Genomic DNA, 23371 nt, shown 5'->3' on the forward strand with positions numbered 1-23371 from the left:
CGACGACTACCGGAACCTCAGGGCGGTCGGCCCCTGCACCTTCGAGCCGCGGCGCTGCTTCGCCGGCATGGCGGCGAGCTTCTCGCGCAGCTCGACGGCGTAGGCGGCGAGCGCCTCCACCAGGTCGGGGACCGAGGCGTGGGGCGGCTGGACGTCGACCCGCAGGCCGAACTCCGTCGCCGTCTCCGCCGTCTTGGGCCCGATGACTGCAACAACGGTACGGGCGTGCGGCTTCCCGGCGATGCCGACCAGGTTCCGCACCGTGGAGGACGAGGTGAAAAGCACCGCGTCGAAGCCGCCGGACTTGATCGCGTCCCGGATCTCGGCGGGCGGCGGGGCGGCCCGGACGGTCCGGTACGCGGTCACGTCGTCGACCTCCCAGCCCCGCTCGGTGAGCCCGGCGGCGAGGGTCTCGGTGGCGATGTCGGCGCGCGGCAGCAACACCCGGCCGACCGGGTCGAGGATCTCGTCGTGCGGCGAGAACTCGGCCAGCAGCCCCTCGGAGGACTGCTCCCCCGCCGGGATCAGCTCGGGCTGGATGCCGAACGCGCGGACGGCGTCGGCCGTCGCCTCGCCGATGCAGGCGATCTTGACGCCGCCGAAGTGCCGGGCGTCCAGGCCGTGCTCGGCGAACTTCTCCCAGACCGCGCGGACGGCGTTCACCGAGGTGAAGATCACCCAGGCGTACCGGCCGTCGACGAGGCCCTTGACCGCCCGCTCCATCTGCGCCGGGGTCCGCGGCGGCTCGACCGCGATCGTCGGCACCTCGCAGGGGATGGCCCCGTACGCCCGCAGCCGCGCGCTCATCACGCCGGCCTGCTCCTTGGTGCGGGGCACGAGGACCTTCCAGCCGTACAGCGGCCGGTTCTCCCACCAGCTCAGCTTGTCCCGCTGGCCGACGCCCTCGCCGACGGTGAGCACCACGCGGCCGGTGAAGCCGAGCGCCGCCGCCACGAAGGAGTCCACGGTCGACGTGGTGGTGTACTGCGTCTCGCCGGTGCCGTCGCCGGTCACCCCCACGCCGGTGGCGCCGTCCACCCCGGCGGCCAGCAGCCCGTCGCGGATCGCGGCGAGGTCACCGGCGTCCACGGCCAGGGCCAGCGAGCCCCGGCCGACGGCCGCGGCCAGCGCGTCGAAGTCCAGCGTGCTGACGTCCTCGACGTCGGCCGCCGTGCGTACGCCCGGCAGCGGCACGCCGGCGTAGGTCGCCACACCCTCGGCCTGCCCGACGCCCGGGACCACCTCGAAGTGCGCGGCGGTACGCGCCACCGCCTGCACCTCCCGGACCACCGACTCGTGGCCGAACGGGTCGCCGGCGACCAGGTGCACCGCGTTCAGCCCGGACCGGGCCGCCGAGATCAGCACCTTCGCCACGTCACCGGGCGCGCCCTCCGCCGGGGTGAACTGGGCGTCGGACCTGGCCTGGGCGCGGACGGCGTCGAGCAGCGACTCGGGGACTCCCCGGTCGTACACCACCTGGTCCGCGTCGACCAGGGCGTCGTGCGCCCGGCGGGTCAGCAGGCCCGGGTCGCCGGGACCGGCCCCGACGAACGCGATACGGCCTACGGGCTTACGGGTGCGGGTCATTCTGTGCTCCCAAATTGCTGGGTCCCCGGGCCGGCGTGTCCTTCTTGGCCGAGGATCGAGTCGGCGCCGAGGTCGAGGAGTTCGGCGGCGAGTGCCTTGCCGATCTCCGCCGCGTCGGCGGGCGTTCCGGTGCGGGACAGCCGGAGGTCTCTCGTGCCGTCCGGGCTGATCACCGCTCCGCGCAGGTAGATCTCCTCACCGGCGTCGCCCTCGGCGAGTTCGGCGTAGGCGGCGACCGGAGCGGAGCATCCGGCCTCCAGGGTGGCCAACAGCGCCCGCTCCGCGACGACCGCGGCGCGGGACGGTGCGTGGTCGAGCACCGCGAGCAGCTCGACCAGGTCCGTGTCGTCGATCCGGCACTCCACCGCCAGCGCGCCCTGGGCGGGCGCCGGCAGCATCAGCATCGGGTCGAGCGTCTCGGTGATCACGTCGGTCCGCCCGAGCCGGGCCAGCCCGGCCCGCGCCAGGACGACGGCGTCCAGGTCGGCCGCCGGGCCGAGCACCCGCGCGAGGCGGCTGTCGACGTTGCCCCGGATCGGGGTGACCTCCAACTGCATCCCGAGCGCGTGCAGTTGGGCGATGCGGCGCAGCGCACCGGTGCCGACGGTCGCGCCGGTCGACAGCTCGGTGAGCGTCCGGCCGTCGCGGGCGACCAGCGCGTCCCGCGGGTCCTGCCGGGTCGGCACCGCCGCGATGTGCAGCCCGGGCGCCGCCGCGGTGGGCAGGTCCTTGTAGGAGTGCACCGCGAAGTCGATCTCGCCGGCGGTCAGCGCGTCGCGCAGCGCGGAGACGAAGACGCCGACGCCGAGCCGGTGCACCGGCGCGGAGGAGCGATCGCCGGCGGTGACCACCTCGACCAGCTCGACCGGGCGCCCGGTGGCGGCCGTCAGGGCCTCGGCGACGTGGCCGGACTGGGCCATCGCGAGGGCGCTGCCCCGGGTACCGAGGCGCAGGGGCGTGCTCATCGCTCACCTCCGGTGGGCGGAACGTCGGCGGGGCCGGACGACGGCGGGACGTCGGCGAGGCCGAACAGCGGCACGACGTCGCTGTCCACGACGTCGGGGACGGTGTCGACCGGGGACGTCTGCGGCACCTGGAGGTCGAACAGCTCGCGCAGCAGTGCCGCGTACTGGTCGCCGCCGGGCTCCGCGGCGAGCTGGCGGACCCGCACGGTGGGCTGGTGCAGCAGCCGCTGGACCACCCGGTGCACCGTCCGGGCGACCTCGGCGCGCTGGTCGTCGGTGAGGTCCGGGCGGCGCTGGGCGAGCCGGCGCAGCTCGGCGGTGACCACGTCGTCGGCGCGGCCGCGCAGGGCGGCCACGGTGGGCGCCACGTCGGCACCGCGCAGCCAGGTGAGGAAGGCGTCGACCTCGCCGGCCACGATCCGCTCGACGGCGGCGGCGTCGGCGGCGACGGGCCCGTCGGCGAGCAGCCCCGCCATCCGGTCGATGTCGATCACCTCGACGCCGGGCAGCTCGGCTACGCCGGGCTCGACGTCGCGGGGCACGGCCAGGTCGAGCAGGACCAGCGGCCCCCGCCCGCGGTCACGCCCGGCGAGCGCCCGGGTGACCACCTCGCGGGTGAGGACCGCTTCGGTGGCCGCGGTGGCGGCCACTACGATGTCCACTGTGGAGAGCGCGGTGGTCAGCTCCGCCATCGGCGTCGCGCTGGCCCCGTACGCCTCGGCCAGCCGGACGGCCCGGTCGGCCCCCCGGTTGGTCACGGTGATCGGCCCGGCGCCGAGCCGGGACAGCGTGGCCACGCCCAGCGAGCCCATCGCGCCCGCCCCGACCACCAGCGCCGGGCGGCCGGCGAGGTCGCCGTCGAGGTGCCCGGCGGCCAGCTCCAGCGCGGCGGTCACCACGCTCTGGCCGGCCCGGTCGATGCCGGTCTCCGCGTGGGCCCGCTTGCCGACCCGCAGCGCCTGCTGCATCAGCTCGTGCAGCAGCCGGCCGGCGGTGTCGGCCCCGGTCGCCGAGTGGTACGCGTCGCGGAGCTGGCCGAGGATCTGGGCCTCGCCCACCACCATCGAGTCGAGCCCGGCGGCGACCCGGAAGACGTGCTCCACGGCGGCGGCGTCGAAGTGCACGTAGAGGTGGTTGGCGAGCGCGGCCGGCTGGGACCCGGCGTGGTCGGCCAGCACCGCGCAGATGTCGCCGAGGCCGCCGTGGAAACCGGACACGGCGGCGTAGACCTCCACCCGGTTGCAGGTGGAGACGAGGACGGCCTCGGTCACGTACGGCTGCGCGACCAGGCGGTCCAGGGTGCGGGTGAGATCGGCGGGGGCGACCGCGAGCTGCTCCAGCGTGGCGACGGGAGCGGTGCGGTACGACGCACCGACGACGAGCAGTTTCACGTGCCGATCGCCTCCTGGGTGTCGGTGACCGCGAGCCCGCCCGGCAGGGCGGTGAGGGCGGACCCGCCGGTGGCGGGGAGCGCGGTCAGCGATGCCTTGCGGTGCTCGTGGAAGGACAGGATCTGCAGCTCGATGGCGAGGTCGACCTTGCGCACGTCGACCCCCTCCGGAACCGAGAGTACGCACGGGGCGAAGTTCAGGATGCTCGTCACACCGACGGCCACGAGCTGGTCGGCGACCGCCTGGGCGGCCGGGGCCGGGGTGGCGATCACGCCGATGGCGATGGACTCCTCGGCGGCGACCCGGGGCAGCTCGTCGATGTGCCGGACGACCAGCCCGTTGATCTCCTCGCCGACGCGTCCCGGGTCGGCGTCGAAGAGCGCGGCGATCCGGAAGCCGCGGCTGGCGAAGCCGTCGTAGCCGGCCAGCGCGTGACCGAGATTACCCACGCCGACGAGGGCGACCGCCCGGCGCTGGGTGAGCCCGAGCACGAACTCGATCTGGTCGATCAGCAGCGCCACGTCGTAGCCGACGCCCCGGGTGCCGTACGAGCCGAGGTGCGAGAGGTCCTTGCGCAGCTTGGCGGAGTTCACGCCCGCGGCGCTGGCCAGCCCCTCGCTGGACACCGTCTCGTGACCGGTCTCGGCGAGGTTGTGCAGGGCACGGAGGTATTCGGGGAGCCGCGCGACGGTCGCCTCGGGCAGGTCCGGGAGCGCCGGTACGGCACCGGCGCGACCGGGCGCGCCAGGGTGACGGTGCTGACTCATGAGACTCCGTGCGGTGCGATCCTCGGCCAGCTCCAGCGGCCGGCCGTTTCGGGACTCCCGCTGGCGACCGAGATTGCCGGCTGTGCTAGCAGGGCGCGTCGGAATCACAGAGTAGGCGCTTGTGAAGGCGTGCACAAATCGCGATCTTGAAAGCTCGCGACGCGGCTTCACCTGGCCCTCCATTCCGCAAGATCGATCGGGCGACCTCCGCCGGCGCCGCTCGGCGATTATTGCTCAATTACGACTTCTCTGACCAATCGCGCGAGCGCGGCTCGCCGCCGATTACGTCACGCCGGACCGGCCCGACCCCGCGCGGCGCGACTCGACGCCCTCGGCCCGCCGCGCCGGCGCGCCGTCACGGTAGGGACAGCCCTACGCCGGAGAGGCGGGTCGGCGGGATGGGTCCGGCGCCCCGCGCTGCCTAGCCTCGTGGCATGACCGCCGTACCCGCCGCCGAACAGCCCGCGCCGGCACCGACCATCTCCCGCCAGCTCCTCCTGGACTCCGGCTACGTGCTGCTGGGCCTCCCGCTGGCCCTCGCCAGCTTCGTGGTCCTGCTGGTGGGCCTCGCGGCGGGCCTCGGGCTCGTGGTGACGGTGATCGGCCTGCCCATCCTCAGCGGCACCCTCTACGCCGCCCGAGGGCTGGCCGACATCGAGCGGCTCCGCCTCCCCACCGTCCTGCACCAGTCCCGGATCCGCCCGCAGTACCGGCTCGCCGAGCCCGGCGCGAGCGCCTGGCGACGGATCTTCGTACCGATGGGGGACGCGCAGTCCTGGCTCGACCTGGCGCACGGCATCCTCAAGGTGATCGTGGCCATCGTCACCTTCGTGGTCACGCTCGTCTGGTGGGCCGGCGCCGTCGCCGGCACGCTCTACTGGGCGTACGACTGGGCGCTGCCGCACGGCGACCCGGAGGACGTCGACCTTCCCCAGCTCCTGGGCCTGGGCACCTCGACCGTCGCCCGGATCGGCCTGCACACCGCGATCGGGCTGTTCTTCCTGATCACCCTGCCGATCGTGGCCCGGGGCTGCGCGCTGCTCCAGGCCGGCTTCGGCCGGGCCCTGCTCACCGGCGTGGCCGAGATGCGCAACCGGATCACCGTGCTGGAGGAGCAGAAGCGGGCCGCCGTGTCGGCCGAGGCGAGCGCGCTGCGCCGGCTGGAGCGGGACATCCACGACGGCCCGCAACAGCGGCTGGTCCGGCTCGCCATGGACCTCAGCCGGGCCCGTCAGCAGCTCGCCTCCGACCCGGAGGCCGCCGGGCGCACCCTGGACGAGGCGGTCACCCAGACCCGGGAGACGCTCGCCGAGCTGCGCGCCCTCTCCCGGGGCATCGCGCCGCCGGTCCTGGTCGACCGGGGCCTGCCCAGCGCCCTGGCGGCGCTGGCCGGGCGCGGGCTGATCCCGATCGAGCTGCGGGTGGACCCGGAGCTGGCCAGCCCCGCCGGCCGGCTCGACCCGGCGGTGGAGAGCACCGCGTACTTCGTGGTGGCCGAGGCGCTGACGAACGTCGCCAAGCACAGCCGGGCGACCGAGTGCCAGGTCACCGTGGCCCGTCGCGACGGGCGGCTGGAGGTCGGTGTCGGCGACGACGGCCAGGGCGGCGCCCACCTGGCCAAGGGGCACGGGCTGATCGGCATCGCCGACCGGGTTCGCGCCGCCGGCGGTCGGCTCTCGGTGACCAGCCCGGCCGGCGGGCCCACCGAGATCCGCGCGGAACTCCCGCTGTGACGCGGACGTGATAGACAACGCACCATGCGGATCGTGATCGCGGATGACGCCGTGCTGCTCCGGGAAGGGCTCGTACGCCTGCTCAGCGAGCGCGGGCACGAGGTGGTGGCCGCGGTCGCCGACGGCGAGGCGCTGGTGGCGGCGGTGGTCGCGCACCGGCCGGACGTGTCGATCGTCGACGTCCGGATGCCGCCCTCGCACACCGACGAGGGGCTGCGCGCGGCGGTCGAGGCCCGGCGGTTGGTGCCCCGCACCCCGATCCTGGTCCTCTCCCAGTACGTCGAGGTGTCGTACGCCGACGACCTGCTCGCCACGACCGGCGGCGGCGGGGGCGGGATCGGCTACCTGCTGAAGGACCGGGTGGCCGCGATCGACGAGTTCCTCGACGCGCTGGACCGGGTGGCCGCCGGCGGGACGGTGCTCGACCCGGAGGTGGTCGGCCAGCTCTTCGCCCGGCGCCGCCGCGACGACCCGCTGCGCGAGCTCACCCCGCGCGAACGCGAGGTGCTCGGCCTGATGGCCGAGGGCCGCTCGAACACGGCGATCGCCCGGACCCTGGTCGTCAGCGACGGCGCCGTCGAGAAGCACGTGCGGAACATCTTCACCAAGCTCCAGCTCCCGCCCGACACGGAGCAGCACCGCCGCGTGCTGGCCGTCCTGGCCTACCTGCGCAACTGATCGGCCGCCGGTTCGGACAGGGCGGCCGCCACCCTCACCGCCTCGGTGAGGGTGTCCGCGACCGGGTGGCCGGAGGCGCGCAGGCGGGCCGGGTCGGTGAACCCGCCGGTGTAGAGGACGGCACGGCCGCCCACGGACAGGGCGGCGTCGGCGTCGTCGATGGAGTCGCCGATCAGCACCACGTCCCGGCCGTCCACGCCCAGCCCGGCCAGGTGCGCCCGCAGCGACTCGGCCTTGCGGTCGCCGCCGACGCTCGCGCGCAGCCCGTCCACCCGGACGAAGTGCCCGCTGAGCCCGTACGTGTGCACGGTCGGCACCAGCTCCTCGTGGAACCACATCGACAGCAGGGACTGGGTGCCCGGCCACGCCGCCATCGCGACCGTGGCGTCGTGCGCCAGCTCGCAGGTAGTCAGCCCGGTCCGGTACGCGTCGTGGAAGATCCGGTCCAGCCGGCCGAACTCGTCGTCGTCGACCGCCTGGCCGAGCACGTCGGCGTAGTAGTCGGCGATCGGGCGGCGGAACCGGACGCGGTGCTCTTCGGCGGTCACGGCGGGCCCGCCGACGCTGGCGAAGGCGACGTTGGTGGAGGCGACCACCAGGTCCAGGTCGTTGAGCAGGGTGCCGTTCCAGTCCCAGACCAGGTGGGGGCGCGCAGCGGTCATCGCAGCACCATAACGGCGACCTACAGCTGCGGAGTGGTCAGGTCCCGCAGCAGCCGCTCCTCCTCCACCCGCCAGTAGCCGTGCTCCTTGCCGTCGAGCAGCACCACCGGCAGGCGGTCGCCGTACTCGCGTTCCAGCTCGATGTCGTCGGTGACGTCCTTCTCGGTCCACCGGTCCCCGGTGACCGCCACCACCCGGTCCAGCGCCGCCTTCGCGTCCTCGCAGAGGTGGCAGCCGGGTCGGGTGATCAGGGTGAGTCGGGGCTCACGCATCGGTCTCCTCCGTCGTGCTGGTGCCGGCCGGGGCCGGCGGGCGGGTCTCCGGCGACGCCGCCGGGGACGGCACCGGAGCCGCCGGGGACGACGCCGGCCGGAGCAGGGTCTTGCGTACCTTGCCGATCACCGAGTGCGGCAGCTCGTCGACGAACTCGACGGCCGTCGGGCACTTGAACCGGGCCAGGTTGCGGGCGCAGTGGGCGAGCAGTTCCTCGCCGCTGACCGGACGCCCCGGCGCCGGCACCACGTACGCCCGGACAGTCTCGCCGGTCCGCGGGTGCGGCACACCCAGTACGGCCGACTCGGCCACGCCCGGGTGGGCGGAGAGCACCAGCTCGACCTCGCGCGGGTACACGTTGAACCCGTTGACCAGGATCAGCTCGCCGATCCGGTCGACCAGGAAGAGGTCGCCGTCGGAGTCGGCGTACCCGACGTCGCCGGTGGCCCACCAGCCGTCCGCGTCGGGGCCGCCCCGGCCGTCCGGCCAGTACCCGGAGAAGAGGTTCGCCCCGCGCACCACGATCTGGCCGGGGTCGGTGCCCGGCGCGAGGTCGGCGAGGTCCAGCTCGTCGGCGTCGTCGTCCGGCTCGGCCACGCCGTCGCGCCACAGGTCGGCCCCGTCCGTCCCCACCAGGCGCAGCTCGACGCCGGGCAGCGGGCGGCCGATCGAGCCGGGCTTCGGCTCGCCGCCGACCAGGGTGGAGGTGAGCACCGGCGCGGTCTCGGTGAGGCCGTACCCGACGTGCACCGGGCGACCGGCGACCCCGGCGAAGCGCGCCGCGACGGCCGGCTCCAGCGGCGCGGCGCCGCAGACGACGACCCGCACCGACGCCATCGCCGCGGCGACCGCGTCGGCGCCCGACGCGGACCAGGCGGCCACCATCGACGGTACGCCGACCAGCACACTGGCCCGGCGGCGGGCGATCTCGGCCAGCCCGGCGTCGGGGCCGGGTTCGTCGACCAGCAGCCCGGTCGCGCCATGGTGGACGACCGCGCCCAGCCCCGAGTTCAGCCCGTACGCGTGGAACAGCGGCAGCGCCAGCAGCACGGTGTCGTCCGGGCCGACGACCGGCGGGTCGATGCGGTCCACCTGCTCGTGGTTGGCCGCCAGCGCCCGGTGCGTGAGCATCGCGCCCTTCGGCCGCCCCTCGGTGCCGGAGGTGTAGAGCAGCACCGCCAGGTCGTCGCCGCCCCGGACGGGGAACGGCCCCCCGCCGTCGGCCGTCGGCGGGGCGCCGTGCACGGCGGTGAGCGCGGGCAGCTCCCCGGCGACGCCGGCGACGAGGTCCCGCACGCGCGGGGTGCCGATCAGCACCGAGGCGCCGGAGTCGGCCAGCACGTGCCGCAGCTCGGGCGCGGTGAGGCCGGGGTTGACCGGCACCGCCACCAGCCCGGCGCGCAGGGCGGCCAGGTAGCCCACCACGAAGTCCGGCGAGTTGCCCAGCGCGATCGCGACCCGGGGCGGGTGCCGGTCGGCGGCGACGGACCGGGCGGCCGGGGCCTCGGCGGTCGCGGCCGTGCCGGTCAGGTCCGCCAGGGCCCGGGCCGCGGCCGTCACCGACGCGTCCAGTTCGGACCAGTTCAGGGTCCGTTCGCGCCAGTGCAGCGCGGGTCGGTCGCCGTGGGCGACAGCCGCCCGGCGGAGCCGGTCGGCGAGGTTCGACGCGGTGCTGTCGGATGCGTCCTGCACGGTGGCTGAGTCTGGCACAGCACCGGGTCGCGGGCCATGCCCACGCCGGCCCGTGCCGCACCCGGGGCCGTCGGGGGCGCCGGCCGCGCCGAGTCCCGTCGGCGGGACGCCCCGCGTGCGCGGGCGAGACGGCTCAGGTCTCGTCAACGGGACACGCCGGGACGCTCCCGGACCCGCCCGACGGTCCTCAGTCGCCCCCCGCCCACGGGCCCGCCCCGCGTCGGCCCGCAGGCCCGCTGACCTGGAAATCCGTTCGCAACCACGCCCCGATGCGAAAGTCAACCGCCCACGACGGACAACGGGTCCGCCATCTGTGCGACACAGCGGGAAATACTTCCGCCCTGTGTAACGGACTTGCCACGCGCGGGTGACGTTGGCCCTATCATCACTCGGGTCGGCTCACCCCATTTGCCGTGAGTCGACACCCCTCAGCCCGAGGAGGCCCCCGTGCCTGTGAGCGCATTGGACCAGCACCTCAAGGGGATCTGCCGCCCGTCGGCACACCCCGAGCCAGCCCTGCCCGACCGTCCGGGTGGGGGCGCGGCACCGACGCGCCGACCCGCGCGGTCGGCGGCCGGCGGGACGGAGGCGGCGCGGTGACCACCTTCGGTTACGCGGAACGGCCGCTCGGCCTGACCAGCCCGGCGACCCGCGCCCCGGTCAACGAACGACCCGCCGTCCGGGGTCCGCTGGACGACACGGGCAGCCTCGCGCTCCGCGGCGAGGGCGCGTCGAGCCGGATCCGCCACCGGCCGCACCACAACGAGCCACCGCCACGCCCCGCGGCACCGGGGGGCAACGCGATGCCGACCGGCGGCCGGGTCGCCGTGCCGGCCCGGCCCACCATGCCGGCGCAGGGCCGCCGCACGGCGGAACCGTCAACGGCCGCCGAGGAGTCTGCCGCCGAGACGGCGGTGCTCCCGGCGGTCCCGGCGACCGCCGTCCCCGCCACCCCGACGGGTTTCCCCAGCCGGCCGGACCCGTCCGACCCGGCGACGGAGGTCTGGGCCCTGGTCGAGCGCGCCCAGGCCGGCGAGTCCGAGGCGTTCGGGCTGATCTACGACCGGTACGTCGACACGGTCTTCCGGTTCGTCTACTTCCGGGTCGGCAACCGTCAGCTCGCCGAGGACCTCACCTCCGACACCTTCCTGCGCGCCCTCAAGCGGATCGGCAGCTTCACCTGGCAGGGCCGGGACCTCGGCGCGTGGCTGGTCACCATCGCGCGCAACCTGGTGGCCGACCACTTCAAGTCCGGCCGCTACCGGCTGGAGGTGACCACCGGCGACGTGCTGGACGCCGACCGCGAGGACCGGGGGCCGGAGGGCAGCCCGGAGGCGGCGGTCGTCGAGCACATCACCAACGTGGCCCTGCTCAGCGCCGTCAAGCAGCTCAACCCCGAACAGCAGGAGTGCATCGTGCTCCGCTTCCTGCAGGGGTTCTCCGTGGCCGAGACGGCCCGCGCGATGGGCAAGAACGAGGGCGCGATCAAGGCGTTGCAGTACCGGGCGGTACGAGCGCTGGCGCGGCTGCTGCCGGACGGCTTTCAACCGTAGTCCCGTGGATCGGACCGACGAGCCTCGATCGGAGTACGCGCAGCTCAGCGCCGTTCTCACGCCGTGACGACCATCACTTTCCGTGATTTCGGCCCCGCCGGGCCCGTAACCCATGCCCGGTGCGGACCGTTTCTCCGGGTGCGACCGGTGGCAGCCCCGGCATCCCCCGGGCCCCCGAGGTCCGGCAGCGCGGCCGGCCACGACGTTCGTCCGTGTGTCACGCCGTCACCGGTCGCTGGCGATGACAGCGGCCGACCGGCCGTGACCAGCGAGAGGAGGTGCCTGCGGTGGACAGCGACCTCTTCTCCCGTCGGCGCGCGGAGCGCTTCGCGCAGCTTCTCGACGAGGCCAACGGCGGCCGGCGGCACCACGTCCGATCCCGGGCGGACGACCAGCTCGCCGGGCTCGTCGCCGTGGGGCAGCGGCTGAGCGCCGCCCCGCCGGCCGTCGAGGTGGACCCGGAGTTCCGCACCGGGCTGCGGGCCATGCTGCTCGCCACGGCCGAACGCGAGGGCATCGGCTCACCGGCCGCCGCCGCACCGGAGCCGGCCGTCGCCGACACCGGTCGCAGCCGGCTGCTGCCCGCGGCCACCGCCCGCCGGGCCCGCGCCCGCGGGGCGATCCTGGTCGGCATCGCGGCCGGCGCGGTCGCCCTCTCCGGCATCTCCGCCGCCAGCGAGAACGCGGTCCCCGGCGACGCGCTGTACGGCATGAAGCGCTCGACGGAACGGGCCCAGCTCGCCCTGGCCAGCTCGGACATCAGCCGGGGCCAGCTCTTCCTGGACTTCGCCCGCACCCGGCTGGCCGAGGCGGCCGCCCTGCGCGGGGACCGGGACGGCTACAGCGCCGTGCTGGACGACATGGACGCGGACACCCGTCAGGGCGTACGCCTGCTGACCACCGCCGCGGTGCAGCGCTCCGACCCGGCGGCGCTGGACGCGGTCAACTCCTTCCTCACCGGGCAGCGCCGCGCGGTCGGCGGTCTCCTCGACGACGGCACCCGGGCCGACCGCGAGCGCACCCGCCGCTCGCTGGCCCTGCTGGACGCGGTCCGCAAGCGCTCCGACGCGCTCCGCGCGGCCATCGCGTGCGGCCTGCCGGCCCCCGCCGGCAGCGACACCCTCGGCCCGGCCCCGGCCACCTGCCCCGGCGCACGCTGACCCGGCCGGCGAGCCGTCCACGCCACAGTTCATCCGCCGGGCGACCGTCGGCAACCCGCGTCCGGCTACCCTCGCGGAGAGGCAGGCACACGTCGCGCCGGCCCAGTGGAGGGAGGCCGCGTGGCCCGCAGCCGAAAGGTGACGGTCAGCACCGACGCCCACGGTCACACCGCCGGCTGGGCGGAGACCGACCTGGCGCCGCTGGCCCCGCGGGAGCCGGACCCGACCGCGGCGGCCTTCTTCGACGTCGACAACACGATGATGCAGGGCGCCTCGATCTACTGGTTCGCCCGGGGCCTCGCCGCGCGCAACTACTTCACCACCACCGACCTGGCCCGCTTCGCCTGGCAGCAACTGCGCTTCCGGGTGCTGGCCACCGAGCACGCCGGGGACATGTCGCAGGCCAAGGAGGCCGCGCTCGCGTTCGTCGAGGGCTGGCGGGTGGACGACGTGGAGCGCCTCGCCGAGGAGATCTTCGACGAGCTGATGGCGCCCCGGATCTGGGGCGGCACCCGCCGCCTGGCCCAGCAGCACCTGGACGCCGGCGAACGGGTCTGGCTGGTCAGCGCGGCGCCGGTGGAGATCGGCCGGGTGATCGCCGCGCGGCTGGGCCTGACCGGCGCGATCGGCACCGTCGCCGAGGTCGTCGACGGGGCGTACACGGGCCGGCTGGTCGGCGACCTGATGCACGGCCCGGCCAAGGCCGAGGCGGTCACCCAGCTCGCCGCGGTGGAAGGGCTGGACCTCGGCCGCTGCACCGCCTACAGCGACTCCTGCAACGACCTGCCGATGCTCTCGGCGGTGGGCCGACAGGTGGCGGTCAACCCGGACGCCGCCCTGCTCAGGGAGGCCCGGCAGCGCGGCTGGCAGGTACGCGACTTCCGCACCGGCCGGCGCGCCGTCAAGATCGCGGTGCCGTCCACCGCCGCCGCCGGGCTGGTGGTCGGGGCGGTCACGGCCGGGATGGCGCTGCACCGGCGCCGCCGCGGCGGCTGACCCCGGCCGGGCCGGCCGCGCGTCACGGGCCGAACGGGTCCGGGCGGCGTTCGAGCAGCTTGTGCAGGGCTTGCTGGATGGTCTCCCGCACCTGGTCGGCCAGGTTGAACACCACCAGCGGATCGTCGGCGGAGTCCGTCAGGTGCGCGGTGGGGATCGGCGGGCAGAACTCGATGAGCCACTTGCTCGGCAGCGGCACCATGCCCAGCGGCCCCAGCCACGGGAAGGTCGGCGTCACCGGGAAGTAGGGCAGCTTGAGCAGCCGCGCCAGGGGCTTGATGTCGGCGAGCATCGGATAGATCTCCTCGCCGCCGACGATGGCGACCGGCACGATCGGGGTGCCGGTGCGCAGCGCCGCCGAGACGAAGCCGCCCCGGCCGAAGCGTTGCAGCTTGTAGCGCTCGGAGTAGAGCTTGCCGATGCCCTTGAAGCCCTCCGGGAAGACGCCGACCAGCTCACCGTTGCCGAGCAGCCGCTCGGCGTCCGGGTTGCAGGCGACCGTGCCGCCCGTCTTGCGGGCGATCTCGGAGACCACCGGCATCCGGAAGACCAGGTCGGCGCCGAGCAGCCGCAGGTAGCGGTGCGTCGGGTGCTGGTCGTGCAGGGCGGCCGAGAGGATCAGCGCGTCCAGTGCCACGGTGCCGGAGTGGTTGCCGACCACGAGGCCCGCGCCCTCGGCGGGTACGTGCTCCAGGCCGGTGACCTCGGTGCGGAACCAGTCCCGGTAGAGCACCCGCAGCAGCGGGTGGAAGACCGCCTCGGTGATGTCGGGGTCGAAGCCGAACTCGTCGACCTCGTAGTCGCCGGAGAGCCGGCGACGAAGGAACGCCAGCCCCTTGGCGACCTTGCGGTCCCAGTGGTCGCCCGGTCGGTCCGGCACCGCCGGCCCGGCCGTCGCCGGCACGTCCCCGGCTCCGTCCGGCCGGTCGGCCTCCGTCGCGGCCGACTCGTCGGGCTCGTTCGCGGGGCGGGGCGCGGCCGTGACGGGCTCGTCGGTGGCGGCCGTGTCCGGCTCGTCGGCCGCGACCGTCGCGTCGCCGGTGGTGGTGTCCGGCGCGTCGGCCGTGGCGGCCCGGCGGTGTCCGTTCGCCCGCGCGGGCTCCGCGCTCGGCGCGCCGATAGTCAGCGGTACGTCGTACCGGCCGTCGCGCCGCTCCCCCGGACCGCTCACGAGCGCTCCCGCACGGCGGCCCGGACCTGCCGGATCCCCTCCAGCACGAGTCGCTCCGCGACGGCCAACTGGTCCCGGGTCACCACGACGCCGCCGTGGTGCGCGCGGATGAAGTCGTCGAAGGCGGCGGCGGTGGAGCGGGGCGTGAAGCCATACTCCTGCTCCAGGCGGGTGGTGTCGACGACCCGGCCGTGCACGAAGAGGTCGACCTGGTCCAGGCCGTAGCGGCCGAAGCCGAGGTTGCGGGCGAACGCGACCGCCCCGGAGAGGCCGGGCTCCAGCACCGGCACGGCGACCCGGCCGGCCCGGCGGATCGCCTGGGAGAGGGAGAGCACCCCGGGACCGGCCACGTTGTACGTCCCCGGATGGTCCTCGACGATCGACCGGTGCAGCACCTCCAGCGCGTCGTCGAAGTGCAGGAACTGCAACCGGGGGTCGCGGCCGAAGACGGTGGGCACCACCGGCTGGGAGAAGTAGCGGGTGAGCGTGGTGTCGGCGGTCGAGCCGATGAACGGCGCGAAGCGCAGCACGGTGGCGGTGACGTCGGGCCGGCGGCGCCGGAAGCCGCGGACGTACCCCTCGATGTCGAGGATGTCGCGGCCGAAGCCGCCGCGCGGCACCTCGCGCGGCTCGGTCTCCTCGGTGAAGACCGCCGGGTCGCGGAACGACGCCCCGTACGCGGCCGTCGAGGAGCGGACCACGAGCTTGCGCAGCCGGGGCGCGCGCTGGCAGGCGGCGAGGAGCTGCATCGTGCCGATGACGTTCTGCTCCTTCATCGCCGCGCGACCGCCGTGCTGCTGATCGGGGGCGGTGACCAGGGCGAGGTGGACCACGGCGTCGACGTCGAGGTCGGCGAGGAGGCCGCCGAGCGAGCCGGCGTCGACGCGGACGCGCTCGACGCGGTCGAGCAGGTCCGTGAACTCGGCGCCCGGCTCCGGCGGATCGACCCCGATGACGCGCTCGATGCGCGGGTCGGCGGCGAGCCGGGCGGCGACGTGCGCGCCGAGGTAGCGGCTGACCCCGGTCACGACGACGACCCCCGGGGCACCTGGGGTGCCGCCGGGGGTCATGTCGCGCACCTCCCCCGGCAGGCGGGATCGAGCCGGGACGTCCGCGGCCTGATCACCTGAGCCTCCGAGGGTCGACAGTTGGCAAGTGACGAGGGGTGCCGGGCAACGGCCCGGCCCCGGTCACTTGCCGAGACGGCGACGCTGGACGCGGGTCTTGCGCAGCAGCTTGCGGTGCTTCTTCTTAGCCATGCGCTTGCGGCGCTTCTTGACCACCGAGCCCATACGACAGCCTTTCGATGCAACATGCGGGGCGACCGGATGACACCACAACCGGGTGGCGTCGACGACCGCGTGCGGACAACGGACCGGGCCAGCGGGGAATGCGGCGGGGCGCACCTGCGGTCACGGTCGGGTCCAGGGTAGCCGGAGAGCGTCAGCAGGACCAACGCGCCCCCGTCGATGCCCGTTACGTCGCACTCGGCGGGGGGCCCGCGGGCGGCTCAGGCGGTCTCCTGAAAGGCGCCCCGCAGGTATTCGTGCACGGCGTGTTCGGGCACCCGGAACGACCGGCCGACCCGGACCGCGGTGAGCTCACCGCTGTGCACCAGGCGGTAGACGGTCATCTTCGACACCCGCATCACCGTCGCCACCTCGGCGACGGTGAGGAACTTGACCTCCGACAGCCGACCGTCGGACTGCGACCCGGCCATGGCTCACCGACCCATCCCATGCCCGGCGCGTGCCACCGGACGGGATCCTCCCGCCCGGACCGGCGACGCGCGTGTTACCAGTACGGTAGCGGGGCGGCTGTGACCGGCGCGATCCCTTCGTACAACTGATCATGCTTCGGGCGGTTGTCCACCCGACCGGTTACGTCGTTGTCGAACCTGTTGCGCCCGTCGTCCGATCGGTCCTCGTTCCGCCCGCGACGCGGCCGCCGGGTCCAGGGGCCCGGCCCGCCGCGCGGGGACACCCGGGGTGCGCCTCGGCCGCCGTCACGAACACCTCCGCAGCGCGGAAGGCGCCCGGTGGTTCCGGCGGCGCCACCGGAACCACCGGGCGGGTGCCCCGGACCGCTTCCGGACGCGGACCGGGGCTCCGCGCTGGGAGCGTGCACCAGTGTGTCAGGTCGCCGGACGGCGCCCGACAGCGGTCGATCATGAACGCCCCGGGCTGCGCGTCGTCCACGGCCACGCCGTCGCGCGGCGCGCCGGTCCGGTGCGTGGCCCGCCGGCGGGCCGGGTCCGGTGCGTGGCCCGCCGGCGGGCCGGGATGCCGCTCAGTCGACCACGGCACGGACGTACGCGACGCACTCGTCGTGCAGGGCGTTCCACGGCTCACCGAAGGTCGCCTCGGCGGCGTCGGCCAACGGGCGGCGCTCGTGCACAACGGCCGCGAAGAAGGCCAGCATCCGCTCCGGGCCGAACCGGTCGACCAGGTGCCGGACGGCCAGGTAGGAGATGCCGTAGCTGCCGCTGACCCGGTCGGCCGGGGCGTCGGCGGCGGGGGTGAGGCTGTCGAGCCGGCCGTCCCAGCCGCCGCCCGCCAGCCGCCGCACCTCGGCCAGTCCCTCGTACCGGTCGACGGGCTGGCCGTCCGCGCCGGCGTGTTCGGCCAGTCCCTCGACCAGCCACCAGGTGCCCTTGCCCGGGTAGCCCCGCTCGGGCAGCGAGGCGGCGTGGGTCAGCTCGTGCCGGAGCAGGTCGTCCACCCCGCTGGACACCAGCCCGTCGGCGTTGAGCACCACCTCGTGGTGGCCGCCGCCGACGGTGACCGCGTACCCGCCGGTCCACTTCGGACGGCCGCCGCCGTACCAGCGCCGCCACTCGGCGGGACCGGCGTAGAAGATCCGGTACCGGTCCGGCTTCCGGTCGCCGACGGCGTACGTGTCGGCGACCGTGGCGGCCGCCTCCGCCTGGGCGAGCAGGCCGGGCAGCTTCCCGCGCAGGGCGGGGGTGGTGGCCACGAGGGTGCGCGGACCGACGGCGGCGGCCAGCTCGCTGGCCTCCCAGGGCCGGGTGCCCGTCTCCGCCGACCGGGACGGCTCGACGGCGAGCAGCCGGGGCCGCTCCCCCGCCCGCCAGCGGGTGCCGGTCAGCACCGGGCTGGTGCGGCAGTCCGGCACGACGAAGCAGTACCGGTACTCGACCAGCAAGCGCCACTCGCCGGGCCGGCCCTCGACCGGGGTGGGCAGGCCGGTCGCCTCGGCCTGCCACGTGGTCACCCGCAGCGCCCGCAGCGCGGCGTACCGGCGGCGCAGGTCCGGGTGGGCGACGGGCTCGGCGACGGCCAGGAACCCGGCCCGGTCCCCGCCGAGCAGGGCGGCCGACTGCCGCGCCAGCTCCGTGTTCATCCGCTCGCCGAGCTGGCGGGCGGCCCGCGTGGCAGGGTCGTCGGCCGCGCTGGAGGAGCGCCCCGGCAGGGGCCCGGTGTTGTCGCGCGCCAGGTTGGCCAGCAACGCCGTGGGCAGGCCGCAGGCGAGCATCACCACGACCGCCGCGAGCGCCGCCCAGAGCGGCCGGAGCCGCCGCGACGCCCGCCCGGGACGGGCCGCCCGCACGACGTCGGGGCCGGCCGGCCCGGTCGCGGCGGGATGGGCGGTCGACAGCCCCGGCCCGGCCTGCTCGGCCGACGGGGCCAGCTCCGCTCCGGCGGGCGCGGCCGGCACGACGGGCGCGGCCGGTGCGGCCGGCACGACGGGCGCGGCCGGTGCGGCCGGCACGACGGACGTGGGCGACTCGACGGGCGGGCCCGGGTCGGGCGGCGCGGCGGGCGGGCTCGGGTCGGTCCGCAGCGGCGGGGTGGGCGGCGGGTCGGGGGTGGGCGGCGCGGGGGCGGGCCGGGCGTCGGCCGGTCCCGTTCCGGCCCCCGGCGCGTCGTCCGCCAGCGGTCGATCGTCCGCCCCGGGCTGCCCGTCAGTCACCCGGCGAAGGGTACGACCATTCGGTCGCCCCGGCGACCACCGCGCCGGGGCGGCGCGGTGCCGGACGGATCGCGCCGCCCCGGACGCGGGTGGGCGGCCCAGGCGGGGCGGGCTCAGGCGGGGCGGGCTCAGGCGGGGCGGCCCGCCCGGCGCACCAGGGCGACGGTGAGCGCCCAGCCGACGACCAGAGCGACGCCGGCGAGCGGCCACCCGAGCAGGGCGAGCAGCCCGCCACCGACGGCGAACCAGGCGGCCTGGAACGCGTGCTTGCCCGCCGCCGGCAGCGGCACCCGGGCCTTCGGCGAGCCGAGGACGCCCCAGAGCGCGGCCAGCAGCAGCGGCACGGCGACGGCGGCGGCGAGCCGGACGGGCGTCCCGGCGTCCAGCGCCCAGCCCCACCAGCCGCCGATCGCCAGCACGGCCAGTTCGAGCAGGAAGAGCAGCAGCAGACCCACGGCGTACATCAGCGCTCCTCGCGGGGCCAGGACCGGAACGCACCGTCCAGGGCGGCGACCAGTTGGTCGAAGGTCGTGTCGACGGCGCGGGGCAGGCCGAAGCCGCCGGCGGCCGCCAGCGAGACGAAACCGTGCAGGGTGCTGCGCAGCATCCGGGTCGCGTCGACGGCGTCGTCGCCGTCGAGCCCGTAGCCCCGCAGGACGGCGTAGATCGCCCCGACGGCCCGCTCCCCCGCCGCGACGTGCTCCGGGTCGGTCGGGTCCGGCACCCGCTGCGTGACCGGGTAGCGGCCGGGGTGCCGGCGGGCGTACGCCCGGTAGGCGGCGGCGAGGGCCCGCAGCGCGTCCGGCCCGGCCCGGCCGGCGACGGCGGCGGTCAGGGCGTCGGCGAGCTCGGCGGTGGCCAGCGCGGAGAGCTTCTGGGCGAGGGCGTCCGCCCCCCGGACGTGCTTGTAGAGGCTGGGCAGCGCGACGCCCAGCCGGTTGGCCAGCGCGGCGAGGGTGAGCTGGTCGGCGCCGACCTCGTCGGCGAGCCGGGCCGCTTCCCGCACCACGGCCCGCTGGTTGAGCCCGGCCCTAGGCACGCCCGGTCACCGCCAGGAATTCCACCAGGTCGGCGGCGGTCTGCCCGGGCCGGTCGGCGTGCGGGTAGTGACCGGAGTCGGCGATCATGCGGGCCTCGGCGGTGGCGAACTGCCGCCGGGCGGCGCGGGCCGCCGCGCCCGGGTCCGGGAAGTCGGGGTCCTTCGCGCCCATCAGCACCAGCACCGGCTGCCGGACGTCGCGGGCGCGGGTCGTCCAGTGCGGATCGACTGGGGCAGCCACCCCGCGCATGGCGGCCATCCGGCCCGGCTCGCGCAGGGTGGCGACCATCGCCCTGCGGTACGCCGCGTCGTCGGCCGGCCGGTCGCACGGGAAGAGCGTGCGGTGGAACATCCCGAACAGCCGAGGGCTGCGCAGCACGGCGGCCAGCGCCACCCGCAGGAACGGGTTGAGCTTCGGCTGCTCGACGAACGGGCCGACCTGGACGATCCCGCTGACCAGCGCGGGAGCGTCGGCTGCGGCGAAGACCACGGCCGACGCGCTGGAGGAGCTGCCGACGAGGGTGGCCGGCCCGCCGCCGAGGGCGCGGGTCACCGCCAGGAGGTCGGCGCCGACCTCGGCCGGGGCGTACGACGACCAGCCGGCGCTGGAGTCGCCGTGCCCCCGGACGTCCACGGACGCCACCCGGTGCCCCGCCGCGACGAGCAGCGGCGCCAGGTGGCGGAAGGAGCCCCGGTTCTCTCCCATGCCGTGCGCGAGGACCACGAGCGGCCCCTGCCCGTGCACCTCGTAGGCGATCCGTCCGCCGTCCCGCTCCACGTAGCTAACATCCATAGCCAAAAAGCTAACCCGCTTAGCTTTTATCGTCAACTTTGACTTCAAGTCAGCTTGAGGTTGCAAGATCGACGACGTGCCTCTCTCCCGGACCCTGGATCCCCACGTACGCATCGCCCGCCCGAGCCGCGACCTGGCGGCGGCCGAACGGTTCTGGGTCGGCGGGCTCGGCCTCGACGTGCTGTGGCGCTCCACCGCCGACGGGTCCGGCGAGCACGACCTGCTGATGGTGGGCCTGCCCGGGGCCGGTTGGCACCTGGAGCTCGTCGGCGGCGAGCGGCTCGCCGCCGACCCCGCGCCGACCGCCGACGATCTGCTGGTGCTCTACCTCGACGGCCCGGTCGCCGACGAGCTGGTCCAGGAACTGGAACGGGCCGGCGGGACGAGGGTCTCCGCCGGCCCGTACTGGGACCGCTGGGGAGTGACGGTGGCCGATCCGGACGGCTACCGCCTGGTGCTCAGCACCCGGGGCTGGTCGAACGACTGAGTCACTTCTTGCTGAGCACGGCCCGGCCGAAGAAGGCCAGGTTCGACGGGCGCTCGGCGAGGCGGCGCATCAGGTAGCCGTACCACTCGTCGCCGTAGGGGACGTAGGTGCGCACGGTGTAGCCCTCGCCGACCAGCCGGGCCTGCTCCTCCGGCCGGATGCCGTACAGCATCTGGAACTCGAAGCGCTCCGGGCCGCGGTCGAACCAGCGCGCCCGGTCCTCACCGATGGCGATCAGGCGCGGGTCGTGGGTGGCCAGCATGGGGTAACCGTCGCCGGACATCAGGATGTTCAGGCAGCGGACGTAGGACTTGTCCACCTCGCGGGCGGACTGGTAGGCCACCGACTCCGGCTCCTTGTACGCGCCCTTGCACAGCCGCACCCGGGAACCGGCCGTGGCCAGCTCACGGCAGTCCGACTCGGTCCGCCGCAGGTACGCCTGGAGCACCGCCCCGGTGGACGGGTGGTCCTTGCGGAGCTTGGCCAGGATGTCCAGCGTCGAGTCGGTGGTGGTGTGGTCCTCCATGTCGAGGGTGACCGTGGTGCCCGCCTCGTCGGCCGCGGCGCAGATCGCCCGGGCGTTGTCGTACGCGAGCTGCTCGTCGAACATCTGGCCGAGCGCGGAGAGCTTGACGCTCACCTCGGCGGCGGGGGTGAGCCCCGCGCCGGAGAGCAGCTTCAGCAGCCGGAGGTACTCGTCCCGGGTGGCGTTGGCCTGCTCGGGGGTGACGGTGTCCTCGCCGAGGTGGTCGAGGGTCACCGCGAGACCGTCGTCGACGAGTTCGCGGGTCGCGCGCAACGCGTCGTCGGTCTTGGCGCCGGCGACGAACCGGCGGACGAGGTCCCGGGTGAACGGGGCCGTCGCGACGAGCCGCTCGACCTGGGATGACCGGGAGGCGGCGAGGATGACGGAACGGAGCATGGACCGAGCGTAACGCCCGGCCACGCCCCCGCGCCGGGCGGCGGCCAGGGTGCCCGCGCCCATGTCCCAACCACATCACAGGCCCCACCCGGGGGCGGACGGCACTGGTGTCCATCGGTTACAACCATGACGTGGAACAACGCCCCCGCCGCCGGCTCCGCTCGGCCTCCGTGCAGCTCGGCGCGCTCACCGCGCTGGCGCTCGCCCTCTCCGCCTGCAACACGACCTCCGACGACGATGACGACGACTGCGCCCTCGGGCCCGTCGGCGGCGACGGCACGGTGGCCGTCGCGCTGCGGGTTCCCGAGGTCACCGCCGGCCGCCCCGCGCCGGAACCGGCCACCGCGGCCGTCCCCGACCGCGGCGGCTTCGGCACCCACCTCGCCGCCTGCGGCGGCTGAGGTGCGCCGGGAGTCCGTCACCCCCCGCCCGGGCTGGGACGCCGCGATCCGCGAGCAGGGCCTGGTGTACGTCGACACCGAGCTGCCCGACGGCGGGGTCATGTCGTACTGGGACGAGACCGCCGCGTACGCGTTCGAGCTGGACGAGGTGCTCCGGCTGGAGGAGGCGACGGAGGAGCTGCACCGGATGTCGGTCGCCGCCGCCGAGCACGTCGTCGCGCGCCGCCGCCACGCCGAGTTCGGCATCCCGGACTGGGCGGCCGAGGCCGTGGCCCGGTCGCTGCGCGAGTCGCCGCCCACCCTCTACGGGCGCTTCGACCTCGCCTACGACGGCAGCTGGCCGCCGAAGCTGCTGGAGTACAACGCCGACACCCCCACGGCGCTGGTCGAGGCGAGCATCGTCCAGTGGTACTGGCTGGAGGACACCCGGCCGGAGCTGGACCAGTGGAACAGCCTGCACGAGCGCCTGGTCGGCGCCTGGGCGAAGATCGGCGCCGGCCTGCACGACCGGCGGGTGCACGTGGTCTGGTCGAACGAGGAGGAGTCGGGCGAGGACCACATGACCGCCGGCTACCTCGCCGAGACCGCCCGGCAGGCCGGGCTGGAGGTCGAGCTCCAGCCGATCCAGGACATCGGCTGGGACGGCCGGCGCTTCGTCGACGCGGCGGACCGGCCGGTCACCACCTGCTTCAAGCTCTACCCCTGGGAGTGGATGCTCGCCGAGCCGTACGGGCCGCTGGCGCTGGAGCCGGGCACCCCGACCACCTGGATCGAGCCGGCGTGGAAGCTGCTGCTGTCGAACAAGGCACTGCTCGCCGTGCTCTGGGAGCTGTACCCGGATCACGAGCTGCTGCTGCCGGCGTATCTCGACTCGCCGCGCGGAATGTCCGAGTACGTCGCCAAGCCGCTGCTCGGCCGGGAGGGCGCGTCGGTGCGGATCGTCACCGGCGACGGGGAGATCGCCAATCCGGGGATCTACGGCGACGAGGGCTTCTGCTACCAGGAGTTCCGCGCGCTGCCGGAGTTCGACGGCAACCGGATGGTGCTGGGCAGCTGGGTCGTCGACGGCGAGTCGGCCGGGGCGGGGGTGCGGGAGAGCGCGAGCCTCATCACCGATGGCTACGCGCGGTTCCTGCCGCACTACATCGACGCGCCACGGGGCTGACGA

General features: G+C 75.2%; 24 protein-coding genes. 8 read left to right on the forward strand and 16 right to left on the reverse strand.

Annotated elements, in window-relative coordinates; all coding sequences use genetic code 11:
* Window positions 1-6: 6 nt before the first annotated feature.
* From ACGF7U_RS12765 to ACGF7U_RS12780, 4 genes are read right to left on the reverse strand one after another with little or no spacing between them, the layout of a single operon-like run.
* On the reverse strand, window positions 7-1587 hold the full coding sequence (locus ACGF7U_RS12765; protein WP_393105870.1) for a uroporphyrinogen-III synthase: 1581 nt from the start codon (window positions 1585-1587) through the stop codon (window positions 7-9).
* Window positions 1584-2552 carry a hydroxymethylbilane synthase gene (gene hemC / locus ACGF7U_RS12770; RefSeq protein WP_393105872.1) on the reverse strand — a complete coding sequence of 323 codons (969 nt, stop codon included), beginning with the start codon at window positions 2550-2552 and terminating at the stop codon, window positions 1584-1586. The genes ACGF7U_RS12765 and hemC overlap by 4 nt, the downstream gene beginning before the upstream one ends.
* Window positions 2549-3943, reverse strand: a complete 1395-nt coding sequence (locus tag ACGF7U_RS12775) for a glutamyl-tRNA reductase (RefSeq protein ID WP_393105874.1) — start codon at window positions 3941-3943, stop codon at window positions 2549-2551. The genes hemC and ACGF7U_RS12775 overlap by 4 nt, the downstream gene beginning before the upstream one ends.
* Complete coding sequence (locus ACGF7U_RS12780; protein ID WP_393105876.1) at window positions 3940-4710, reverse strand: redox-sensing transcriptional repressor Rex; 771 nt, start codon at window positions 4708-4710, stop codon at window positions 3940-3942. Before ACGF7U_RS12780 ends, ACGF7U_RS12775 begins: the two co-directional genes overlap by 4 nt.
* Before the next feature lie 434 nt (window positions 4711-5144).
* Here ACGF7U_RS12780 and ACGF7U_RS12785 point away from each other — a divergent pair, with 434 nt between their 5' ends.
* Both ACGF7U_RS12785 and ACGF7U_RS12790 read left to right on the forward strand, forming a co-directional pair.
* A complete protein-coding gene (locus ACGF7U_RS12785; RefSeq protein ID WP_393105878.1) occupies window positions 5145-6443 on the forward strand; it encodes a sensor histidine kinase in 1299 nt (432 codons plus the stop codon).
* A gap of 24 nt (window positions 6444-6467) precedes the next feature.
* Complete coding sequence (locus ACGF7U_RS12790) at window positions 6468-7121, forward strand: response regulator transcription factor (RefSeq protein ID WP_393105879.1); 654 nt, start codon at window positions 6468-6470, stop codon at window positions 7119-7121.
* Here the strand turns inward: ACGF7U_RS12790 and ACGF7U_RS12795 are convergent.
* The 3 genes from ACGF7U_RS12795 to ACGF7U_RS12805 are packed head-to-tail and all read right to left on the reverse strand — an operon-like array spanning window position 7106 to window position 9748.
* On the reverse strand, window positions 7106-7783 hold the full coding sequence (locus tag ACGF7U_RS12795) for an HAD family hydrolase (RefSeq protein WP_393105881.1): 678 nt from the start codon (window positions 7781-7783) through the stop codon (window positions 7106-7108). The genes ACGF7U_RS12790 and ACGF7U_RS12795 overlap by 16 nt on opposite strands.
* A gap of 20 nt (window positions 7784-7803) precedes the next feature.
* Complete coding sequence (locus ACGF7U_RS12800; RefSeq protein WP_350707036.1) at window positions 7804-8055, reverse strand: glutaredoxin family protein; 252 nt, start codon at window positions 8053-8055, stop codon at window positions 7804-7806.
* A complete protein-coding gene (locus ACGF7U_RS12805; protein WP_393105883.1) occupies window positions 8048-9748 on the reverse strand; it encodes an AMP-binding protein in 1701 nt (566 codons plus the stop codon). The genes ACGF7U_RS12800 and ACGF7U_RS12805 overlap by 8 nt, the downstream gene beginning before the upstream one ends.
* A 596-nt stretch (window positions 9749-10344) precedes the next feature.
* Between ACGF7U_RS12805 and ACGF7U_RS12810 the strand changes: the two genes are divergently transcribed.
* The 3 genes from ACGF7U_RS12810 (at window position 10345) to ACGF7U_RS12820 (ending at window position 13457) form a co-directional block, all read left to right on the forward strand.
* The gene (locus ACGF7U_RS12810; protein ID WP_393105885.1) at window positions 10345-11301 is read left to right on the forward strand and encodes an ECF subfamily RNA polymerase sigma factor, BldN family; all 957 of its coding nucleotides are present in this window, start codon (window positions 10345-10347) and stop codon (window positions 11299-11301) included.
* Window positions 11302-11588: 287 nt separating this feature from the next.
* The gene (locus tag ACGF7U_RS12815; RefSeq protein ID WP_393105887.1) at window positions 11589-12461 is read left to right on the forward strand and encodes a DUF5667 domain-containing protein; all 873 of its coding nucleotides are present in this window, start codon (window positions 11589-11591) and stop codon (window positions 12459-12461) included.
* Window positions 12462-12581: 120 nt separating this feature from the next.
* Window positions 12582-13457: an HAD family hydrolase gene (locus ACGF7U_RS12820; protein WP_393105889.1), complete on the forward strand. Its 876-nt coding sequence runs from the start codon at window positions 12582-12584 to the stop codon at window positions 13455-13457.
* Window positions 13458-13479: 22 nt separating this feature from the next.
* Here ACGF7U_RS12820 and ACGF7U_RS12825 read toward each other — a convergent pair whose 3' ends face one another.
* The 8 genes from ACGF7U_RS12825 to ACGF7U_RS12860 all read right to left on the reverse strand — a co-directional run bounded on the left by ACGF7U_RS12825 (window position 13480) and on the right by ACGF7U_RS12860 (window position 20393).
* Complete coding sequence (locus ACGF7U_RS12825; RefSeq protein WP_393106262.1) at window positions 13480-14361, reverse strand: lysophospholipid acyltransferase family protein; 882 nt, start codon at window positions 14359-14361, stop codon at window positions 13480-13482.
* A 263-nt stretch (window positions 14362-14624) separates the two neighbouring features.
* Entirely contained in the window at window positions 14625-15698 is a 1074-nt protein-coding gene (locus ACGF7U_RS12830) for an NAD-dependent epimerase/dehydratase family protein (RefSeq protein WP_393105891.1), read from the reverse strand.
* 120 nt (window positions 15699-15818) lie between these two features.
* A complete protein-coding gene (locus ACGF7U_RS12835) occupies window positions 15819-15920 on the reverse strand; it encodes a 30S ribosomal protein bS22 (RefSeq protein WP_007465623.1) in 102 nt (33 codons plus the stop codon).
* A gap of 218 nt (window positions 15921-16138) precedes the next feature.
* The gene (locus ACGF7U_RS12840; protein ID WP_007465625.1) at window positions 16139-16348 is read right to left on the reverse strand and encodes a helix-turn-helix domain-containing protein; all 210 of its coding nucleotides are present in this window, start codon (window positions 16346-16348) and stop codon (window positions 16139-16141) included.
* A 569-nt stretch (window positions 16349-16917) separates the two neighbouring features.
* Window positions 16918-18561 (reverse strand): hypothetical protein, encoded by a 1644-nt coding sequence (locus ACGF7U_RS12845; RefSeq protein ID WP_393105893.1) that lies wholly within the window; start codon window positions 18559-18561, stop codon window positions 16918-16920.
* A 128-nt stretch (window positions 18562-18689) separates the two neighbouring features.
* Window positions 18690-19025: a YrdB family protein gene (locus ACGF7U_RS12850; RefSeq protein ID WP_393105895.1), complete on the reverse strand. Its 336-nt coding sequence runs from the start codon at window positions 19023-19025 to the stop codon at window positions 18690-18692.
* On the reverse strand, window positions 19025-19600 hold the full coding sequence (locus ACGF7U_RS12855) for a TetR/AcrR family transcriptional regulator (protein WP_393105897.1): 576 nt from the start codon (window positions 19598-19600) through the stop codon (window positions 19025-19027). Before ACGF7U_RS12855 ends, ACGF7U_RS12850 begins: the two co-directional genes overlap by 1 nt.
* The gene (locus ACGF7U_RS12860; RefSeq protein ID WP_393105899.1) at window positions 19593-20393 is read right to left on the reverse strand and encodes an alpha/beta fold hydrolase; all 801 of its coding nucleotides are present in this window, start codon (window positions 20391-20393) and stop codon (window positions 19593-19595) included. Before ACGF7U_RS12860 ends, ACGF7U_RS12855 begins: the two co-directional genes overlap by 8 nt.
* 76 nt (window positions 20394-20469) lie before the next feature.
* On the opposite strand from ACGF7U_RS12860, the gene ACGF7U_RS12865 reads away from it, so the two are divergent.
* Complete coding sequence (locus ACGF7U_RS12865; protein ID WP_393105901.1) at window positions 20470-20880, forward strand: VOC family protein; 411 nt, start codon at window positions 20470-20472, stop codon at window positions 20878-20880.
* Window position 20881: 1 nt separating this feature from the next.
* Here the strand turns inward: ACGF7U_RS12865 and ACGF7U_RS12870 are convergent, their stop codons facing one another.
* On the reverse strand, window positions 20882-21802 hold the full coding sequence (locus ACGF7U_RS12870; protein ID WP_393105903.1) for a proline dehydrogenase family protein: 921 nt from the start codon (window positions 21800-21802) through the stop codon (window positions 20882-20884).
* A 131-nt stretch (window positions 21803-21933) separates the two neighbouring features.
* Here ACGF7U_RS12870 and ACGF7U_RS12875 point away from each other — a divergent pair, with 131 nt between their 5' ends.
* Both ACGF7U_RS12875 and ACGF7U_RS12880 read left to right on the forward strand, forming a co-directional pair.
* Window positions 21934-22203: a hypothetical protein gene (locus ACGF7U_RS12875; RefSeq protein WP_393105905.1), complete on the forward strand. Its 270-nt coding sequence runs from the start codon at window positions 21934-21936 to the stop codon at window positions 22201-22203.
* A 1-nt stretch (window position 22204) separates the two neighbouring features.
* Window positions 22205-23368 carry a glutathionylspermidine synthase family protein gene (locus ACGF7U_RS12880; RefSeq protein WP_393105907.1) on the forward strand — a complete coding sequence of 388 codons (1164 nt, stop codon included), beginning with the start codon at window positions 22205-22207 and terminating at the stop codon, window positions 23366-23368.
* The last annotated feature ends 3 nt before the right edge of the window (window positions 23369-23371 follow it).

The sequence above is a fragment of the Micromonospora sp. NPDC047670 genome, from assembly GCF_043204915.1.
Taxonomy (GTDB): Bacteria; Actinomycetota; Actinomycetes; order Mycobacteriales; family Micromonosporaceae; genus Micromonospora.

Coding starts and splice junctions, on each gene's coding strand:
- ACGF7U_RS12765 (WP_393105870.1), bottom strand. CDS start 1,587: ATGACCCGCACCCGTAAGCCCGTAGGCCGTATCGCGTTCGTCGGGGCC.
- hemC (WP_393105872.1), bottom strand. CDS start 2,552: ATGAGCACGCCCCTGCGCCTCGGTACCCGGGGCAGCGCCCTCGCGATG.
- ACGF7U_RS12780 (WP_393105876.1), bottom strand. CDS start 4,710: ATGAGTCAGCACCGTCACCCTGGCGCGCCCGGTCGCGCCGGTGCCGTA.
- ACGF7U_RS12785 (WP_393105878.1), top strand. CDS start 5,145: ATGACCGCCGTACCCGCCGCCGAACAGCCCGCGCCGGCACCGACCATC.
- ACGF7U_RS12790 (WP_393105879.1), top strand. CDS start 6,468: ATGCGGATCGTGATCGCGGATGACGCCGTGCTGCTCCGGGAAGGGCTC.
- ACGF7U_RS12795 (WP_393105881.1), bottom strand. CDS start 7,783: ATGACCGCTGCGCGCCCCCACCTGGTCTGGGACTGGAACGGCACCCTG.
- ACGF7U_RS12800 (WP_350707036.1), bottom strand. CDS start 8,055: ATGCGTGAGCCCCGACTCACCCTGATCACCCGACCCGGCTGCCACCTC.
- ACGF7U_RS12830 (WP_393105891.1), bottom strand. CDS start 15,698: ATGACCCCCGGCGGCACCCCAGGTGCCCCGGGGGTCGTCGTCGTGACC.
- ACGF7U_RS12835 (WP_007465623.1), bottom strand. CDS start 15,920: ATGGGCTCGGTGGTCAAGAAGCGCCGCAAGCGCATGGCTAAGAAGAAG.
- ACGF7U_RS12840 (WP_007465625.1), bottom strand. CDS start 16,348: ATGGCCGGGTCGCAGTCCGACGGTCGGCTGTCGGAGGTCAAGTTCCTC.
- ACGF7U_RS12850 (WP_393105895.1), bottom strand. CDS start 19,025: ATGTACGCCGTGGGTCTGCTGCTGCTCTTCCTGCTCGAACTGGCCGTG.
- ACGF7U_RS12860 (WP_393105899.1), bottom strand. CDS start 20,393: ATGGATGTTAGCTACGTGGAGCGGGACGGCGGACGGATCGCCTACGAG.
- ACGF7U_RS12870 (WP_393105903.1), bottom strand. CDS start 21,802: ATGCTCCGTTCCGTCATCCTCGCCGCCTCCCGGTCATCCCAGGTCGAG.